Here is a 20,819-nt window from a genome sequence, read left to right as displayed (position 1 = left end):
TTACAGCGTTTACAATGAGTCATCTGGTATGGATGATGGACAGCCACTTGGACGATATTGACTAGGGACTGCACTTGTGTAAGTTACTGTCGTCACTGTTGTTGTTGGGATACCTGTCTGGTTACTAGCTTCACCAGCACACAGCAACGTTTTCACCCAAAGGTCATCCCGTCCAACTTCCCTAAAGAATTCATTGGGGCGACCTGTTGGCGGCGCGGTAAACCTTTGGGCAAATAGGTCTGGTTGCTCTGACAACAGACCAACATCAAACCCCCACTTTCTATTTGTTGGTGCGGAGTAGAAAGGTAACAGACCATCACCGTTTCTAGTTGGGTAAGTATCTAATGAGTAGTCAAAAAGGCTGAGATTATAAGTAGCACTAGCAGTCGCACTAGATTGTCTGTTTGTGAAAATCGGTGCAATGGGCGCGGTGGAAAAAGCACTCCGCTTTAATTGAATAAAGCTACCGGTGATTTTGGCTGTTCTGCTATCCCAGTTTTCCAAAAACCGCACAAAGTTTTGTAAACCTGCTGAAATTTCATCCGTTCTACTAGGACTATTTCCTAATACAAAGGTGGCATTGAATATAGTGTCAGTTGCCTGTTGTAACCAATTAGTTTTAAAGTCATCCCCTGCGGCTACTTGCGTTGCGTCCGTTCTCAAATCAGAGGGAGTCTTATTTGCATCATGAATTTCTAAGACTGGTACTAAGAGCGGCTGAGCATCTAAATCAGGACTACCGTCACCATTAACATCAATGGGGGGATAGTAGAACAGTGGTTTGTCACTTGCGTATACTGCGTGGCTTATGTCTCCTGGGGTAGCTGGGGTATCTGTGGTTCTAAACCAGAGAGCGCGGATGTTGCTATTTGTTAAACCGTAATTAGTGCCATAGGTACATCCATTATTGCTATATCCAGTACCAGTAGTATCCAAGGGGCAACCTACACCTATAGGTTTGTATATACCACTACTACTTTCAACCAAGTTGTTGTTATTATCACGGGCAAATGCAACCCGACGGGGATAAAGACGATCTGTAGTTAGAAGATTTTGCAGGGACAATGCACTTGTATCCCCAGAGCCTAGTCGCTCTCTGATTTTCTTGCTACCAGTTCCGTATGCATTAGTATTCCACCAATCTGCATCAATACTAGTGCTGCTTGGAGACGCAGCAAGTATCGCTTGACCCAACTGATACGTCTTGATATCTTTCTCTTTATCAAGGCTGTTTACTAATCCGTCTCCATTAACGTCAAAGGAAACTGTATCTTCTAAATCAGGTTCTCCATTAGCCTTCAAATCTCCATTAACATTAAACCCAACAACCCAGTCTCCAGGACCGCACTCTGAGACTAGCAGCTTACGGCACATTTCCATGACATACAAGGGTTGACCATTAACCCGGCGCTGAATTGGAGTCACTCCATTTACTAAGTAAGAGCCTAGAGAAATGTTAGGAGTAACGGTAGTGTCTAGTCTGGGATTACCATCACTTGTCCAAAAAGAACTTGTAGAATAGCTATTTTCCCAAAAACCATTTTTCAGCCGATTTCGTCTTTTATCATTTAAAGTGGCTAAGAAAGTGGATGTAGGTGTGGGACTGGGACTTAAGCCATCCTCCACAGGTATGCCAGTGTTATTGTTCAAGTCGTAGTCTGCGAATCTCCGCTTACCATCTACGAAACTGTCAGAAAGTAAGGTCATCGAATCGGCAATAATCGTTGCTGGTCTCCAAAGGTCACCCCCAGTTGCAGGACAGCCTGTTCTTCCTGCACGACAAGCAAAGTCTGTATTGGCAGTACTGCGATCGTAGAAATTGACACTTGTTGACTCTATTTCTGAAAATTCCTCAATTTCTGTTGTGCTACTTGTACTTGTGCGGTGTAAATTGAAGTTGCCCTTGATATATGCGGGCAAATTTGTTACCAAAATCAGACCTTTTTCTTTGGCAGTGTAAGTATTAGTACTAGTTCTTGCTAGAGTTCCCCCATTAATCAGCCGGATGCCGTTTGGGCGACGAGTTGAGTCCAGCAGAAAATCAGTTGGGCTGAGTAACTCTGATTGGCTAGTTGTATCACTTGCATCGGGCAAACCATCATCTCTAGTTGCGTAAATAATGCCACTGTAAGGCAATAAATACTCGTTAGCTGTTATTGCTGTGGTGGCTATACCTCTGGTACTCGAACTTAAGTCAATATCTGTGACTCGAATTTCTAGAGGTTGACGCTGTTCTAAGTCTAGGTTGTATGTGGTTGGTGAGCCTGATGTACTAAGCTGCTTGACTTCCCTGCCATCAAGGAAAGTTGCTTCTTTGATTGCACCGTGTTTAGGCTGGTCAGTGGGAGTAGTAACGAAAGTGGTTGTAGGGTCGAGAATTGAAACAGCACAAAGGGCTGTGTCAATTGCTGAATAATCAGCTAGCTGCAAACCAGTACTAGGTACTGTAGTAGCCGTTCCAACTTTTGCTAGAGCATCTTGTAAAGGTTTATTAACCCAACGCCCGTTGGGGAATTTCAAGTTGCCTTGTCTTACTAGACGAGTTTTATTACTCGTAAAGAATGCGCCTCTTCCATTTGTCGGGTAATTGTAAACAACGCCATTGTTTGACCGGCCGTCAGTGGTATCTACACCATATCCACCATCTTGATTAACTTTGTTTTTAACTGTAGTTTCATTTGAGGGATCGTAGTAGCTGCTTACACAAGCGATCGGTTCTTGGTCAGTGCCAGAATCTACTTTGTAGTGATAAACAGCTGTTGCTCGCATTTGTAGATCGCCTTTGCGAGTATTTCCAGGTGTTGACATCGGCATTGTGTCAGGCCAGACAACTGTAATATCACCTGTAGGTGGTAAAAATGAACTAGCACCTCGCGGGTAAAATGGACCAGTTGTTGTGTTTGCAGTATTACCAAGACCATCTACATAAATACCTGCACCAGTAACAATCCGTACACCACCCACATTGTCTAAATCGTTTGTCGGGTTTGCTGCGGCATTTTCTTCCCAAAAACCATTACGGTCAGATAAACCTAAGTCGGCAAGTGCCTGTATTTGAGTGTTACGCCATCTTGCTGGTGGTTCTGAACCATATCTAGTCCAGTTAACCGCAGTGCCAGTACTGCTCAAAATTGGTTGTTCACCCTCTGGACCGACATATTTTCCGTCTTTTTTCCACAGAGCAGGGAGATTATTGCCGACAAAAACGCGATCGCCTAAACTGCTTTGAACACCTTCTTTCTTTTGTAAATTTGGCTGTGTGGCTTGTAGCTGAGATGTATCTACAGTGGGAGCTGATGTTGCTACACCAGTGAACTGGTTACTGGAGGTTAGTGGTTCCCTCCAGCTTGCCTGAGGTTCTAAAGCGGCAGTAATGGCAGTATATCCAGTTGTTGCACCCGTTCCAGTGGCGTCTGATACTTCTGCAAAGGGTACTCGACGGGTACGATTTCGCAGATAAATTTCTATTTCGTCGTAGAGGATATTTTTGGCTGTGGTGGCATCATCAGCGGTTTGTACTTTGTCAGCCACGTTGCTTTTCACATCTGCTGGGTAACTACTTGCTGCAACAGCCGTTTTCAGAGCGCTACCAGTAGCTGCGCTATTACAATCTGTGCATAAAGCGATCGCAGTATTCTTCATTGCAGCAATGCGTTGATTGTATGCTGCATCGTTGAATCCGATACTAGCACCACCAGTAGCATCTGTAGATTTGTTACTGCTGCTAATGGTAGCAGGGTTAGTTTTAACATCACTATTCCCAAAACCTTTGTACAAATCAACATGTACATTGTTAGCACTAGTTTGAGAAAGGCTCCCATTTCCGACATTTCCCCCAACAGTAATCTGCCCGTTTTCTTGGTTGTAGAAACAGGATGTTTTGCTACTAACTTGGCGAAAAGTTATGTTACCGTCGGAGCCACCAGTTCCAACTACCCCAACAAGGAAGTTGCTGTTAGTGTGAACTCTTCCATTCAACAATAATTTTGTACTACCACCAACTATGACTTCTAAATCATTCTCAAACCAAACAGCATTATTTGCTAGGGGAACGCGACTGCGGTCTTGCTGAAACTCCAGTGCTACAACACTTTGATTGCCTTTGTATGCTTCAGAATTACTTTGATTAATAGACCCAGTACTTGTTGGCAGACTATCATAAATTTGTTTAGTAATGGGCACGTTAACGGTATAAACAAAGAAGCTTTTACCCAGGTTGCCACTATTTAACTTATACCAACTGGAATTGCCAACTAAGCTAGAAAAACCAGATGCATTGCACTGCTGGTTTGATGAATCATTATCCATTGGTGGCGTTCTAGCTTCTAGGGCTTTTCTTTCACGAGTAAACTGTCCTGAGTTGTTTCTAGGTGGTGTACGGAAGTAAATTCCATAGAGAGTAAAGGTATCTTTTTTGCCATTATTGTCTGTGTCAACGGCATATTTCCAAGCTGTTTTTAATGTTTCGTCCTCATTTACAAAGTCGTCAGTTAGGTCGGTCGGAGTCCCGTTATTATTTATGTCGCCGCTTCCAGCTTGGATGCCTGAAATACCGTTAAATTCTAAAGCCAGCTTCAGGCGAGTCTCGTCACCAAGTCTATATTTGTCTTTTTTAAGAGCATCATATAAAGCGTTATCAGAGGGAATTCCTCGTGGTAATGTTGGGTCTTCTATTAGTGCATCTAATTTAGCTCTAGCACGATCAATCGCTGGGGTAGCAGCGTTAAGCACAGCCTCATTTACCCGCACATTACTAGCGTTTTTAGAACGCTCAAATGACCGAAACAAAATTGCAGCTGTCAACAGTACGACGACCAAAGTTACCATTGCCACTGTTGGCAAGATAAAGCCAGCATTCGCTGAAGTGCGTTGTCTTCTAGTGAGAAAGATAGTCCGTAATAGCCAAACAATTCGCTTGTTAATTGCAGATACAAACTTCTTGCCAATTATTTTGAAGTTTTTTTGAATTGCCTTGACTAGCTTATTTTTTCCAGACATAGCTGCTTTCCTGTCAAGTGATTTATAGCAAAAGTGGGATTTTTTATCAAAATTCGTAATTATGCCTGAGAATTCATTTTGCAGGCAAATGGTGAGAATTTATTTATGTGATTACTGCATATTGTTTGATTGAATTGGAAGTAAACTACACATAATAAAAGACAATTTATTAAAGTTATATCATTCATAAATTGTTCATCTAAACGGGAAAACACTGATTTTGTTAAAATTATTTCGATTAATTCCGAGGAAAAAGAAGAGCATAACTTCACAGTAATTTTGCGTAAATGTATTTTATTAGCAGGCAAATTTATGAAGATGATGTTATGAAAACAAGCTTATATTACCCATTTTTTAAGAAAGGATATCATCTGCTGCAAAACAATCAGATATTTGACTCATATTCCTGGCTTTTGAGACAAGTTGTGAATCTTATGACTTAGGATTACTGAGGAACTTCCAAATAAAAAAACGTGAGTTCTATGAACCTCCCCCAACCCCTCTCCCAGACGGAGAGGGGCTTTAGTATCCTGAGTTGGGCACGAAAAATTAGGGTTTTTAAGCCTCTCCCCGCTTGCCTAACGGCAGGCTAACGCCAAGGGGGAGAGGAATGGAAGCGGGGTTCTTTGGAATCTGTCGAACTCAGGTTAATTAAAAATTTTAGGGGCGCACAGCTGTGCGCCCCTACGAAAAATCTATAATTTTTGGAAGCTGGAAGGAGTGTGCGATTCTACGCGCTAAAGTACTTCGCTACTGGGTGATAGGTAATAATCGCCGTTGTTGATTGTTCTGGATAAAGTTGTTCGCTTTCATCCATATACAAGTTAATCCTGTCAGTTTGCAATAACTCCAGTTGCTTGTATTGGTCTTGGATATTCGGGCAAGCTGGATACCCAAAACTATACCGTGAGCCACGATAGCGTTGTGCTAACATATCCCGAATATTATCTGGTTCTTCGGCAGTAAAGCCTAACTCACGGCGAATTCTGGCGTGTGCCCACTCCGCCACAGCCTCTGCTATCTGCACCGCCATACCGTGGAAATACAGGTAATCGGTGTATTGATTAGCAGCAAATAGCTTTTGGGCGAATTCTGTGGCAATTTCACCCACAGTCACCGCCTGCATGGGGAAGACATCAATAATTCCCGATTCTTTGGGTGCAAAGAAATCTGCTATGCACAGCCGCCTTAATGACTTCTGTCTAGGAAACTCAAAAGTTGTAACCTGCTGTGATTGGTTCCATACATGTAGAGAATTCCCCTCAGATTGACAAGGGAAATACCCGTAAATCACTTGGGGATGCAACAGATTTTCCTCAATAATCCGCTGTTTCCAAGTTTCTAAAACTGGGTACACTTTCTCAGCTAAGAATGCTTGATATTCTTCCTTCGATTGTTCTTTTGGTTTGCGGAATTGCCACTGTCCAGCAATTAAAGCTTGTAAATCCAAGTGCCAGAATATTTCCTCAATGGGAATATCACTAGGCTGCAATAACTGCGTTCCCCAGAAAGGTGGTGTGGGACGTTCAATATCTACAGCCACAGCTTCAGAACGTCTCGTATCTACTATTTTTGGTTCAGCAGATGTTTCTTCAGAAGTTGTCGCTTTTGGTTCTTTGTTACCATTTGTCGAAACTTCAGCCGTTTCAACTTCGTTCAAAAATCCCTGCAAATCTTCCCAGTTACCAGCAGTCTTTGCTGGCATTAATTTATCCATGAAATGCAAGTCAGAAAAGGCATCTTTGCCATAAACTACTTTACCTTTGTAAGTGTTTTGGCAATCTTCATGCACAAATTTCGGAGTCAAGGCGGCACCGCCTAAAATTACAGGTACGGTAATTCCCTTTTCGTTGAATACCTCCAAGTTTTCTTTCATGAAGGCGGTGGATTTTACCAGCAAACCACTCATGGCAATACAATCAGCTTTGTGCTGTTCGTAAGCGTTGATGATGTTTTCTACCGGCTGTTTAATTCCCAGGTTAATCACCTTGTAGCCGTTGTTGGACAAGATGATGTCTACTAAGTTTTTACCAATGTCGTGGACATCGCCTTTGACTGTGGCAATGATAAACGTTCCCTTGGCATTGTTACCTGATTCTGATTTTTCCATGAACGGTTCTAGAAACGCAACAGCCGCCTTCATGGTTTCGGCAGACTGTAACACGAAGGGTAGTTGCATTTGTCCAGAACCGAATAATTCCCCGACAACTTTCATGCCATCTAGCAGGAAGGTGTTGATAATTTCTAAGGGGGGATATTCTTCTAAGGCTTTTTTGAGATGTTCTTCTAAGCCAATGCGTTCGCCGTCAATGATGTGGCGTTTGAGACGTTCTGGAATGGGGAGACTTTCGTCTAAGGAGCGATCGCGTTTTGTCGTTACCCCAGCAAATACTGTGGTAAGCTCTCCCAATGGATCGTATACGCAAACATCACCCTCAAATTTCCGCTCATCATAAATCAACTGACGACAGATTTCTTGATGGCGTTCTTCAATCTTAGACAGTGGTAAAATCTTGCTGGCACTCACAATTGCTGCATCCATTCCCACTTGTGTCGCTTCGTGCAAAAACACCGAGTTCAACACCATCCGCGACGCGGGATTTAAACCAAAGGAAATATTGGAAACACCCAAAATCACATGACATCCAGGCAATTCTTGACGAATGCGCCGGATAGATTCAATGGTAGCTTTGCCGTTTTCTCGGTCTTCTTCAATCCCTGTGGAAATTGGTAAAGCTAGGGTATCAAAGAATATTTCTGTGGGAGGTATGCCATATTCTACAGCTTGGCGGTAAGCACGTTGAGCAATTTGAAACTTTTTCTCAGCTGTCCGCGCCATCCCGTCTTCATCGATAGTACCGATGACTATGCCAGCACCGTACTTTTTGGCCAACTCCAACACTTTCAAAAAGCGCGGTTCGCCGTCTTCGTAGTTGGTGGAGTTCAGCAAACATTTACCACCAGCTATCTTTAAACCTGCCTCCATTTTTTCCCATTCGGTGGAATCAAGCATTAAAGGCAATGTCACATTATTAACGATGCGCGAAACTAGTTCGTGCATATCCCGCACACCATCACGTCCGACATAATCGACGTTGACATCAAGAATGTGTGCGCCTTCTTTGACTTGCGCCCTCGCCATTGACACGAGTCCATCCCAATCTTCGGCATTTAGCAAATCGCGGCACTTTTTGGAACCACTGGCGTTAAGACGTTCGCCAACAATCAAGAAGGAATTATCTTGGTCGTAGGGTTGAGTGGTGTAAATTGATGCTGCCGCTGGTTCTAAGCTAGGTTGTCTAACTTTTGGCTTCAGGTCTTTGGCGACTTCTGCCAATTGTTGAATGTGTTCTGGACGAGTCCCACAGCAACCCCCGATCACTTGGACACCCAAATCTTCAACAAAGTGCATCAGCGCCATCCGTAATTCCAACGGTGTTAGGCGGTAGTGTGCTTGACCGCCGACGTTCTCAGGTAAACCCGCGTTGGGAATACAGGAAACGATGAAAGGTGAATGTTCTGCCAGATACTTGATATGTGGTTTCATCAAGTCCGGGCCTGTGGCGCAGTTCAAACCGAGAATATCAATTGGGTAAGGTGCCAAAATTGTCAGCACAGCGCTGATTTCTGAACCTACCAACATTGTGCCCATGCTTTCCATTGTCACAGACACCATCAACGGACGGCGATCGCCTTTTTTGGCAAACACTTCTTCAATGCCATTCAGCGCCGCTTTAATTTGCAGCACATCTTGGCAAGTTTCCACTAGGAATAAATCCACACCACCATCCCACAGTGCTTCTGCTTGTTCAGCAAAAGTAGCTTTCATGGTGTCAAAGTCAATGTGTCCCAAGGTTGGTAGTTTGGTTGTCGGACCAATGGAACCAGCCACAAATCGGGGTTTTTCGGGAGTGGAAAATTCCGCAGCGACACGCTTGGCGAGTTCTGCGGCTGTCTTGCTGAGGTAATAAGCTTGGTCTGCCAAGTCATATTCTGCCAGCACAATGGACGTACTGCCAAAGGTATCGGTTTCAATGACATCAGCACCAGCGGCGAGAAAGTCGCGGTGAACTTTAGCGACAGCTTCGGGTTTAGTGTGGACTAAGTATTCGTTACAACCTTCATACTGGGGACCGCCAAAGTCTTCTGCTGTCAGGTTTTGGGTTTGGAGGTTGGTTCCCATCGCCCCGTCAAAGACGAGGACTGGGCTATCTGGACTACGCAGGCGTTCAAGGAAAGGATGAGTCATATTTTCCTAGAATAAATGAGGAAATCAAGTGAGTCTTGTGATACTCGACTTACTTTATTATTTTCCAAAATTTTGGGAATTTCGGTAGTATTTTATTAATACCAATTCTCTATGAAGATGAGCTTAATACAGCGGTGTTGACACTCCCTGGCTTTCACGCACAGGTATTCTGTACTCTAAATCAGAATTTGCTCAAGCAGGCTTTCGCTCAGCAGAGTAGAGGTTCTAAAAAAAGAAAATGTTACCAAGGTGTTTACGCCTTTAATAATTTTCATCCCTTGCCTGAATTACGGATGTATCCGACTCAGGAGGACGCATCCTCAAGGGTTTTCAACGAGTAACCTCATAGCTCATTGTTACAGAAAATTGGTATGAATATCTTAAATTAATGTTCAGTATGGCTTTGATTATGTATTTAATTTGCATTAAACCTAATCCTAACAAGTCTAAACAGTAATATTCGATACATTCCACTTCTTAACATCAGCCATCCTGAGTTTGCTCATTGGAACAATCAATCACTAGATGCTTGCTGTATTCTTCACAATTTGTTACAAAAGTACAAAGAACTTCTAGAGACTAAAAACCACATGTTCGGCGGACTTACTGGTTTACAAAATCCTAAAGGCACAGATTGGGGAGAGCAGATGCTCAATACAGTCGCCAGCCAAACGATTCGCCACTTGTTTACCCAAAGCGAGTCAGTAGAAGTCTTTGTGCGCTGCTATCCCTCCAGCAAACTGTTGCAAGGCAGCATTGATAGCTTCAAAATGAGCGGTCGTGGCTTAGTAATCCGTAGAGATTTTGCGGTGGAGGAGATGTCATTTGAAACCGATGCGGTGGCTATTGACTTTGGCTCGGTCTTAAGTGGCAAACTCAGTCTCAAGCAACCTACTCAAGCGATCGCCCAAGTAATTTTATCAGAAGCAGGTATCAACGACGCCTTCAATGCTGAACTAGTGAAAAAGCGCTTGCTTAACCTCACCGTACCATCACTGACAGAATTATCTGGCGGTGAACCAGTTTCCTTTACGGAAGTCAGGGTACAGCTATTGCCTGAAAATCGGTTGCAGCTTGTAGCCAAGGCAGATTTAAGTAATGGCGAACTTGTGCCTTTAAGTATGACTCTAACTATAGGCATTGAAAGGCGGCGGCGAGTTTCTTTCAAAGACCCGAAAATTGAACTTGACCAAGTACCAGAAGCACAACGCCAAATCTCCCAAACCTTGAGCGTAGCACTGGTGGAAATTTTAGATAATATGGTCGATTTAGATCGATTTGACCTTGATGGAGTGAAGATGCGGCTCAACCGATTAGAAACTGAAGGTCAAAAATTAATTTTCAGTGGATATGCTGAGATTGAGCGAATTCCACATAACGCTTGAGTCAAAAATTCAAAATTCGTATAGCAGAATTCAGAATTCAGAATTCAGGAGTCAGAATTAAAATTGGCTAGTACGCCACGGCGTAGATAGAGCAACGATTTAAATCGCTAAAAAGCCTATTCCATAATACTTTTGACTTTTGACTTCACGGCGGTACTAGGCTCTCGGTCCAGTTCTAAAATCCAAAATCCGAAAGTAAATCTTGTTGGATGTGAAAAATAATAGGGTCATAACAATGTTATGACCCTACTTCATTGAAAAAAGCTAGAAATTTGAAATTCAATCTCCCGAATTCTAAATTCGGAATTCGGAATTCGGAATTCTACCAAAATTATCTATCTTCCAACGCCTACATATTGGAATCCAGCCCGCACCATTACTTCGGGGTCGAGGAAGTTACGTCCATCAATAATTACAGGGTGGCTCATCAATTTTGCCATCTTCAGGTAGTCGAGGGTTTTGAACTGTTGCCATTCGGTGACGAGTACCAAAGCATCGCAACCGTCAGCTAGTCTTTCGGCATCGGTTTCTACTAGTACGCCAGAAAGTCCATGACGCATACCTGTTTGGGAAACAATGGGATCGTAGGCTTTGACTTTAGCTCCCAGTCGGTTTAGCTGTTCAATGAGGTTGAGTGCTGGAGCATCCCGCATATCATCGGTATCAGGCTTAAAGGTCAGACCGAGTAGCCCAACAGTTTTGCCTTTGAGGATTTTGAGGACTTGTTGGAGTTTTTCCAGAGCAATTAAACGTTGGCGGTCGTTGACGTTGACTGCGGCTTTGAGTAATTCAGCTTCATAGCCGTAGTCATCAGCAGTGTGAATTAGGGCAGAGACATCTTTGGGGAAGCAAGAACCACCCCAACCAATACCAGCTTGTAAAAATTTGTTACCAATGCGGGAGTCTAAACCAATACCTTTGGCTACTTGGGTAACATCAGCACCAACGCGATCGCAAATATTAGCGACTTCATTAATAAAACTAATCTTAGTAGCTAAAAACGCATTAGCGGCGTATTTGATCATTTCTGCCGAACTGAGGTCTGTTGCCAGAATTGGTACTGGGGGTAAAGATGGATCGGCTGCGTGCTTGCGTTCTACAATTGGGGCATACAGTTGTTCCATTAAGGCTATTGCCCTTGGACTATTGCCTCCTAGTACAATGCGATCGGGGTTGAAGGTGTCGTAAACTGCTGAACCTTCGCGCAAAAATTCTGGATTGCTGACTACATCAAACTCGGCTACAAACTCAGGTAGTTTATCTTCACTCGACACTCCACCTGCGGGTACTAATGTTTTTTGACGTTCAGCAATACCATCGAGAACAATCATCCGCACCCAGTCACCTGAACCAATGGGCACTGTAGATTTGTTCACGATGACTTTGTAACCACCGTTGAGATTTTCCCCAATACCACGGGCTACAGCTTCAACGTAGCGAGTGTCACTCTCACCAGTGGGTAAAGGTGGTGTTCCCACGGCAATAAACAGAATTTCTCCGTGGGTGACTCCGGCAGCGAGGTCACTTGTGAAATGAATTTTGTCTGCTTGAATAGCAGACTGCATGATTTCTGAGAGTCCCGGTTCAAAAATTGGAGACTGCCCAGACTTCATTAATTTAACTTTTTCTTCGTTGTTATCTACGCAAATGACATCATGTCCAATATGAGCCAAGCAAGCACCTGTAACTAAACCGACGTAACCAGTACCAATTACGCAAACACGCATTTTGAACTCCTCGTTTTTTTTAGCGTTAAATTATCACACTTACACACTGAGAGGAAACACAGCCACTAAAGTACCGGCTACCAAATAGGATCAGCTTGCACGAAAGTTGAGAGCGTGGCTAAGCACTGCTCAGGAGGCTGAATTCTTGCCATCGTTGTTTATGCGATCGCGGAAATCTTCTATTGTCAGTTTTAACCCCTCTTGCAGAGGAATGGTAGGTTCCCAATTTAACCAAGTTTTTGCTTTTGTGATATCAGGCTGGCGACGCCGGGGATCGTCCGAAGGTAATGGCTCAAACTTAATCTGTGCATCTGGGTTGATCATGTTTTGCACAGCTTGTGCCAATTGTAAAATCGTATATTCACCAGGATTACCCAGATTTACTGGCCCAACATACTCGCCATTCATCAATCGGATAAATCCTTCCACCAAATCGGAAACGTAGCAAAAACTCCGAGTTTGCGAACCATCACCGTAGACGGTTAAAGGATTACCCCGCAAGGCTTGAACTATAAAATTGCTCACCACCCGACCATCGTTTTCTAACATTCTCGGTCCGTAGGTGTTGAATATCCGAACAACTCGAATATCAACTTTATTTTGCCTGTAGTAATCAAAAGCGAGAGTTTCAGCGATTCTTTTGCCTTCGTCGTAGCATGAACGTATGCCAATGGGATTGACGCTACCCCTATACTCTTCGGTTTGAGGATGAACTTCTGGGTCTCCGTATACTTCGCTAGTTGAAGCCAAGAAAAACCTAGCTTTCACACGCTTGGCCAGCCCCAACATATTCAGTGTTCCCATCACGTTAGTTTTAACGGTTTTTACTGGGTTGTATTGGTAATGTACTGGAGAAGCAGGACAAGCTAAATGATAAATTTGATCCACTTCTAAGCGAATTGGCTCAGTAATATCATGGCGGATTAATTCAAAGTACGGATGTCCTAGCCATTTCAGGATGTTACGTTTATGACCCGTGTAAAAATTATCCAAGCATATTATTTCATGCCCTTCGTTCATTAGTCGGTCGATGAGATGGGAACCAATAAACCCAGCACCGCCCGTCACTAAAATTCTCATAGTTTCCCAATTACTTACAAATATTTTCAGTAGCTATTGCACTTATCTTTTAGGTTACCCAGCTTGGGCACAAAAATACAGAACTAGAAGTAAACAAGGCTTAATCAAAAAGTGTTTACCGTTGTAGTTTTGTTATGTTTTTACCTGCTTTGTTAACAATTTAACTAGAAAAATAACAAACTTTGTCTAAAAATCGTCAGTCTTTTACCTAAAGTTCATCAAATCTTCAACAATATAAAGTGTTTTTACTGTAGACGTTAGAGCCGATTCATTTGTTGTTGTCAAGATTTTTTTATGTTATCCTTCCGCCAGGGTATGCCAACGCAGCCCCAGTATACTGACTCATATTATACAGCAGATGTAATGCTATTAGCTGTCTCAGAGATCGCCACATTTGTTTGAGTGCGTTGTGGTTCTCCAAGCATGACTATGGAACAGGTGAGTTGTCTGGCTAACTCAGTTGTGACATCGCTAATAGCTAACCCTCCAGGACTAGTACGATTGCGTATAAAAGGTAAAACGACTAAATCATATAACCGTGCTGCTTGCAAAATTGCTTGAGCTACATTCTCATGAGCGATAATTTGAATTTCTGGGGCATTAGGCAGAGCTAATTTAGATATTAATAGCGAGAGATGCGATCGCCTCCAAGCAATTTTACTAGAGCTAGTGCGGCGATCGCACACATTCAGCACAGTGATGTGGCTTTGATTTGCTTGTGCCAACATCTGGGCGAATTGTACAGGCTGCAATATTGGTGCTGTTAAATTTTCTACTGGTACTAAGATGCGCTGAATTTTTTTTGGTGATTCCACCAAACGTGTTACTGCAACAGGACAGTGGGCTGCCCAAAGCACACCATCGACGACATTACCAAATAACAGCGCTCGCAACCCAGTACGTTTACCCCAACCCATAACAATTAAACTAGCTTTTTGTTCGCGGGCAGCTCTGCTAATTCCCTGAGCAAAAGCATCATCAATTCGCAGTACTGATTGTGCAGCTAGACCTAATACTCGACTTTGGGCGGTGGCTTTGGTTAATAAGCGCTCACTTCGTTCTAGAGAAGCTTCTAACTGGGGTGCATCCATATGAGCAGCAGCAGTAGCGATCGCTAGCGGTACAATTTTACCCTTTGACTGACGCGCTAATAACGCTGCCATTTCAATCAAATACTGCTGGGTCTGAGGATTATAAACAGGTACAACTATAGTCAAAGCACTGTCTGTTTCTGGTACATCGCGATCGGGTAGAGTTGTTGGTGGTGGATCTGCGGCTGGTGAGGAAGCCAAACCAACAGCTATTCGAGCAGTTATGAAGGGTCCCAAGGTTGACGTGACGAGCATTAAAACAATAACGCTGTGTAATATTTCTGATGAGAGTAATCCAGCCCGATATCCTATTAACGTTGCTGCTAAGGTTGTACTAACCTGGGGAAGTGATAGCGACCACATTGTCAGCATTTCTCGCCAGTTATAGCAGTAGACTAGTTTTGCCAACAAAGCTGCGATCAATTTACTGGCAATTAAACCGACTATAATCAGCAGCGTTAACTTGAGGGCGTTCAGGTTATTCAAAAAGGCAGGTAAATTGATCAGTAAACCAAGGTCAACAAAGAAAATCGGAATGAATAGTACACTGCCAATAAACACCACCTTTTCTTTGACTGGGCCTTCACCCACAGCTTCATTTACCGCCAAACCCACTAAAAAAGCACCAACAATTTTGTCTACTCCAATCAATTGAGCGCCCACAGCAGCAAGAAACACAGAAAGCAACACAAACAAAAATTTGTTTCCTTCATCGTCTCCTGAACGGCGAAAAAACTCTTTACCTGCCCAATCAAATCCTGCGACAACAGCAACAGAGTAAATGGTTAACCAACCCGACAATGTGAGTAGCCCAGCCAAGCTGAATGCTTGATTACGAGCGATAGCTACACAAACCCCTAATATTAGTACTGCACCAATATCTGTAAAAATTGTTGCTCCAATGGTAACAGTAACTGCTTCATTATTTACCACTCCCAAACGAGTGATTATGGGATATGCCAAAAGGGTATAGGAAGCAAATAAAGAGCCAATTAAAATTGAAGTAGTCCAGCCATAGCCTAAAATCAGACCTAGTAGGGTTCCCACAATTAAAGGTACACTGAAAGTCAAGCTAGCAAACCCAAAGGCACGACTTTTCCTCTTGCGGAATTGTTCTAGATCGACTTCTAGCCCTGCGACAAATAGCAAGTATATTAACCCAATATCTGATAGTAGGTTAATCATTGCCGAGTCAGACTGAAATAGATGCCAGCCCGAAGGGCCAAGTACTAGTCCAGAGAAAACCAAACCCACTAATCCTGGTAATCTTAGTCGCTCGAACATGACAGGTATAACTAAGATCACCACCAGCAAAATAGCAAAGGAAACAATGGGTTCCTTGCCAAGAACTTGGGAAGTTGGTTCCAGAGCAAGAACTTTTGATGTGAGTTCCATAGGTAGGAATTGAAGAGGCTATGGTAAAACAGCGATCGCTTGATTGAGCGAACACTTGATCGATATAAAAAATGAATCTAGAAGCCGCCTGACGAAAAATCAAAAATCTTAACTTACACTAAACTAGACAATTGTCTTTGAACTAACTACCTACGGGTGGATTTGACTCAAAATGAACCGCAAGCGATCGTAATCGTCTTTGAGTAACACGCTCAGGTTTCGCCCAGCTTTAATTAGCCATTCTCGGTCAGCTTTGCGTAACTGGTATACATCTCGAATGGCAGCTGCCGTCAAGGCATCTACTGGCGCACTATTGATACAAAGAAGTGTCCGCAAGAAATCTAGTTCTTCAGTAAATTTAATGATCGCTTCTGGTTCACACCGATAAACAGCTTGATGAATTTGCGGAGGACGGGGTGGTAGATACTGATATACTCTTCGGTTATAACTTGGATTTTGTGAAGATAGTTCAAATCCAACAATCGCAGCTCGGAATTCTGTTCTGAGCATGGCAAATATCTGGGGTTGTTCCTCCCGTAAGTCTTGCAAGGACAAGCCCAAAGCCCTAGCTCGATGTACGGAATCTATGGGCATGGTAGTGGCATAATACACCACCGCATAAACCAGATTGCCAGATTCTTCATCCACAGCACAAACCCAACTACCAAAAGGCGGCATAGAGGGAAAACTTAAATCTTCTGGTTCCAAACACTGTGCCAAAAATTCAGTAGTTGTAGTTTCAATCACCTCGGCAAAGTGGTTGGGATGGCGATCGCTTGTGTCAAACTGTGGTAATGGGAGGCGCATGGGAGTGCTGAGTTAGAAGTTAGGAGTTAGGAGTTGAACAATAATAACTCCTAACTCCTCTACAGACGCGATGAATCGCGTCTCTACTTTTTAACTAATCTATTTTCCTTTTTTACGTCCGGCTGTGGTTTCAACGAGTTCTAATTCCTTCAGGCGGAAGGTAATTAATTTATCCCAGTTACCACCTTCAAACAGTACGGCTACCTTGCCATCACTCACCCGTTGCACGAGTCCTTCAGAGCGATAATAGGTATCTGCGGGATTATTAACACGAACAGTTGCTCCAGGCAGAATCATCTTTTTAGCCTCGCTTGTTTCCTGTTACTAGCTTAATACTTCTTAATAGTCATTAGTCATTGGTCATTAGTCATTAGCAAAGGACAACTGACAAATGACAAATGACGAATCAATAATACTTCTGTCGTTGGCGAAAATTTGCTACCGATTCTACTATTCCCAAGGAAATGAAGTTAGTAAGCATAGCAGAACGCCCGTAACTCATCCAAGGTAAGGGAATTCCTGCTACAGGTGCTAAGCCGACAGTCATGCCAACGTTGACAATTAACTGAAACACAATCATGGATAAAACGCCAATAGCCAACAAAGAACCAAAATTGTCTGTGGCGGTTTGAGCAACATGCAGTAAGCGGAAACAAATTAAGCAGAAGACAAATAGCACCACCAAACAACCAACAAAACCGAATTCTTCACCAACTGCTGAAAAAATAAAGTCTGTATGCTGTTCTGGGACGAAATTCAGTTGGGTCATTGGGCCTTTGAATAGACCCCATCCCCAAATTTCACCAGCACCGATAGCAATGCGAGATTGAATGAGGTGATATCCAGCACCAAGGGGATCGTGATCGGGGTCCATGAATACAGTTAGCCGGTCTTTTTGATACGGTTTCAAAATATGATTCCAGGCAAAAACTCCTAATTCACCACCGAGTATATTAAGACTCAACGCACCCATAGCACCTAAACCAAATCGACGCCAGGGGAGAGTTCGCCAGCCCACAATACCCATAGCCACTGACCAAACTATGCCCAACGGGCCAAAAGATAGCTCTTTAAGTAAAACTATCGGCTCTGCTAAAGGCCAAGATATACTAAACAAAATCGCAGCAACCACAGGAGAAATCATCAGAATTAACCAGCCTGGGTTAGCATTGGCCCAGTAGAGCATTCCCAAAACGATCGCTGCAAATACCATTGATGTTGCTAAATCTGGCTGTAAAAATACTAAACCCCAAGGTATAGCAGTGATTGCCAAGACACGGAAAACACTTTCGAGTTTAGAAGCAGTGCGCTTGTGTAACAAGGCTGCTAAGGTAATAATCATACCGACTTTGGCAAACTCTGAGGGTTGCACGTTAAAGCCAGCGATACTAATCCACCGCTGCGCTCCTTTAGCGCTACTACCAGCAATCATCACGGCGATTAAGCTGAAGTTCGTCAGTGCGTAGGTTACCCAGTGATACTGCATCAAGATTTCGTAACGGATACGAGCTAAAAACAGTGCTATCAGCACACCAATACCCGCTACTAACCAATGCCACCACCAATCAGTTACTGGCTGCTTGAGTTCCGTACTGAGGATCATCACGCCGCCAAAAATGCTGACAGCAACCGGTAAACAAAATAGTAACCAATCTACATATTGCCAGGGCTTAACCCAAGACTTCCAGCGAATTTTGGGGAGCGATCGTTTTAATAACATTGTGTCAGTTTAGACTTTAGATTTAAGTTGTGCATTGGGGATTGGGTACTGGGTACTCGGTATTGGGCAAATTCTTCCCTAATCCCCAGTCCCCAATTCCCAGTCCCTAGTATTCCCAATAGCCCAGGAAGCAGATACAAATTAAAATTTATTATGTCAAAGCTGCGACTGATACTTTGCCAGCAATGGTAAGAGCGATCGCTTTTAATGCTTTTGCCGAAGCTGAATCTGGATCGCCAACCACTATTGGCACACCGCTATCACCGCCAACTCGCGTGGAAATTTCTAGCGGTACACAGCCCAAAAGTGGCACTTCCAATTCAGCAGCCGTTTTGGAACCACCCCCGGAACCAAAGATGTCATACTGCTTATCTGGCATATCTGGTGGGATAAAATAACTCATATTTTCCACAATCCCTAATACCGGGACGTTCATCTGCTGGAACATCCGTAATCCCTTACGAGAATCTAACAGCGCTACATTTTGCGGTGTGGTGACAATTACTGCCCCTGCCATCGGTACTGCTTGGGTTAAAGTTAGCTGAGCATCTCCGGTTCCCGGTGGCATATCTACAATCAAGTAGTCTAATTCTCCCCACTCAACTTGATAGAGAAACTGGCGAATTACACCATTTAGCATTGGTCCCCGCCAAATTACTGGTTGATCTCGGTCAATCAAAAAGCCCATTGAAACCAATTTGACGCCGTGATTAAAAGCAGGTTCCAGGATGTCACCTTTTTCAGTTGAACGCACAACAATTTCGGCATCGGCTAGCCCCAGCATAGTAGGGTCATTAGGTCCGTAAATATCAGCATCTAGTAAGCCGACTTTCGCCCCAGTTTGGGCTAAAGCCACTGCGACATTCACCGCTACAGTACTTTTACCAACACCACCTTTGCCGCTGGAAACAGCAATGATATTTTTTACCCCAGAAATGCCAGTGCGGTCAGGTAAGCTTTTTTGTTGGGGCGTTTCTGCTGTGACTTCTATGCTTACATCTGTAACACCTGGTAGTTTTTTAACAGCTTTCTGACAGTCTTCAACGATAAATTCACGTAAAGGACAAGCAGGAGTAGTTAACACTAAAGTGAAACTAACCTTGCCACCATCAATTTTGACATTGCGAATCATATTCAGTTCTACCAGACTTTTGCGAAGTTCTGGGTCTTGCACTGGTCGCAACACTTCTAAGACAGAGCGGGAATCAAGGACATCGTACATAAAAAATTCAAAATTCAAAATTTACCGAAGTTCTGATTTAAGGAAGGCAGAAGCTCCTGACTTCTGTTGAAAATGAAGAAATACAATCGTAGTCAGCATCTTAGCTATTAACTTGATGCAAATAAAAGCAAGAGCAGATTGGTGTTTTCACTATCACTGCCGTAATAAAACTTAGGAAATTGGATTATTACCTAATAGAATCTTAACTTTGTTTAGCGATCGGGGATTGGGGATTGGGGATTGGAGACTAGGGACTAGTGACTAGGGACTGGTGACTAGGCATTAAAAGTGTGGGAAGGGGGGAAGCTTTTTTATAATCTCCCCTATCTCCCCTATCTCCCTCATCTCTCCTAATCCCCAGTCCCTAGTCCCCAGTCCCCAATCCCTAAAAATCAAAACAACTGTCATTTAGGGATTTTTTCTTAGTTGATACTGCTGGTAATGCGGCCTTTTCTACTGCTTCAACTAAAGAGCGTGCAACACGGTCTGCATAAGGACGAGATAAAGACCAAATTAGGGGCGACAACCAACCGCGTAGCGTTACAGAATAAGATAAACAAGTACCACAAACCGTTGATTCTACTTGGTAAGTTACCCGTTCTTCTATACCAGGAATTGCCAGAACTCGGATACTCAGCATTTCTCTAGGATTGACGCGTTCCACAAAAATCCGGATAGGAATCGGCGAAAAGCGTGTTACAGCATGAAAAATTAATCCTGGTTGGGGTACTAATCCGTAGGGCACATTAGTACTTTTAAGTAGTGGATGCCAGGAAACATCTGTTAAATCAACCACTTTTTGCCACAGTTCATCTACAGAAGCAGAACTAATCTCTCGATAAGTCCGCACCAGAGAAGCGCAAAACCGACGACGTTTGCGGTGGATGAATTTGGATAACCAACCTTGCATTTTCCTAATCCTCCTCCTCCTAGACACTTTCTGGTAACTCTGGTGTTTTGGGCAACTAAGCTTAGCCCCATTCTGTTAATAATTTCAAAAAAAACTCACTCAATATACAAGCCTATACGCATTTGAGGGAAAATAACTCTAGTGATGCCCATCAATCCCATAAACGCTTGACCAGTGAGAAAAAAGCAGGTTGGGCAAATAGAGCTTGATTGCTGGCGCGTGTTTTCCCCAAATT

At 43.3% G+C, this 20,819-nt stretch carries 11 protein-coding genes; 1 reads left to right on the top strand and 10 read right to left on the bottom strand.

The genetic code is table 11. The features are described 5' to 3' along the window. Positions 1 to 9: 9 nt before the first annotated feature. Together hpsA and metH are read right to left on the bottom strand one after the other, a co-directional pair. A complete protein-coding gene (gene hpsA / locus IQ276_RS13405; protein WP_193913624.1) occupies positions 10 to 4,998 on the bottom strand; it encodes a hormogonium polysaccharide biosynthesis protein HpsA in 4,989 nt (1,662 codons plus the stop codon). A 730-nt stretch (positions 4,999 to 5,728) separates the two neighbouring features. Continuing rightward, entirely contained in the window at positions 5,729 to 9,247 is a 3,519-nt protein-coding gene (gene metH, locus IQ276_RS13400; protein WP_193913626.1) for a methionine synthase, read from the bottom strand. Between the two features lie 590 nt (positions 9,248 to 9,837). Between metH and IQ276_RS13395 the strand changes: the two genes are divergently transcribed. Then, entirely contained in the window at positions 9,838 to 10,632 is a 795-nt protein-coding gene (locus IQ276_RS13395; protein WP_193913628.1) for an LmeA family phospholipid-binding protein, read from the top strand. A 335-nt stretch (positions 10,633 to 10,967) separates the two neighbouring features. Here IQ276_RS13395 and IQ276_RS13390 read toward each other — a convergent pair whose 3' ends face one another. The 8 genes from IQ276_RS13390 to IQ276_RS13355 all read right to left on the bottom strand — a co-directional run bounded on the left by IQ276_RS13390 (position 10,968) and on the right by IQ276_RS13355 (position 20,584). Further along, entirely contained in the window at positions 10,968 to 12,359 is a 1,392-nt protein-coding gene (locus tag IQ276_RS13390) for a UDP-glucose dehydrogenase family protein (RefSeq protein WP_193913630.1), read from the bottom strand. Between the two features lie 129 nt (positions 12,360 to 12,488). After that, positions 12,489 to 13,439: a UDP-glucuronic acid decarboxylase family protein gene (locus IQ276_RS13385; RefSeq protein WP_193913632.1), complete on the bottom strand. Its 951-nt coding sequence runs from the start codon at positions 13,437 to 13,439 to the stop codon at positions 12,489 to 12,491. 347 nt (positions 13,440 to 13,786) lie between these two features. Further along, entirely contained in the window at positions 13,787 to 15,925 is a 2,139-nt protein-coding gene (locus tag IQ276_RS13380; RefSeq protein ID WP_193913634.1) for a cation:proton antiporter domain-containing protein, read from the bottom strand. A gap of 150 nt (positions 15,926 to 16,075) precedes the next feature. Continuing rightward, the gene (locus IQ276_RS13375) at positions 16,076 to 16,732 is read right to left on the bottom strand and encodes an HAS-barrel domain-containing protein (protein ID WP_193913636.1); all 657 of its coding nucleotides are present in this window, start codon (positions 16,730 to 16,732) and stop codon (positions 16,076 to 16,078) included. Positions 16,733 to 16,831: 99 nt separating this feature from the next. Next, positions 16,832 to 17,029, bottom strand: coding sequence for an NAD(P)H dehydrogenase subunit NdhS (locus tag IQ276_RS13370; RefSeq protein ID WP_073639826.1), 198 nt, complete (start codon positions 17,027 to 17,029; stop codon positions 16,832 to 16,834). A gap of 109 nt (positions 17,030 to 17,138) precedes the next feature. Next, positions 17,139 to 18,452: a rod shape-determining protein RodA gene (rodA, locus tag IQ276_RS13365; protein WP_193913638.1), complete on the bottom strand. Its 1,314-nt coding sequence runs from the start codon at positions 18,450 to 18,452 to the stop codon at positions 17,139 to 17,141. A 151-nt stretch (positions 18,453 to 18,603) separates the two neighbouring features. After that, positions 18,604 to 19,674, bottom strand: coding sequence for an Mrp/NBP35 family ATP-binding protein (locus IQ276_RS13360; protein ID WP_190883343.1), 1,071 nt, complete (start codon positions 19,672 to 19,674; stop codon positions 18,604 to 18,606). A gap of 385 nt (positions 19,675 to 20,059) precedes the next feature. Continuing rightward, a complete protein-coding gene (locus tag IQ276_RS13355; RefSeq protein WP_193925622.1) occupies positions 20,060 to 20,584 on the bottom strand; it encodes an SRPBCC family protein in 525 nt (174 codons plus the stop codon). Between the last annotated feature and the right edge of the window lie 235 nt (positions 20,585 to 20,819).

This window comes from Desmonostoc muscorum LEGE 12446 (assembly GCF_015207005.2).
In the GTDB taxonomy this organism is placed as follows: Bacteria; Cyanobacteriota; Cyanobacteriia; order Cyanobacteriales; family Nostocaceae; genus Nostoc; species Nostoc muscorum.
This window is presented reverse-complemented; position numbering and strand designations above follow the sequence as displayed.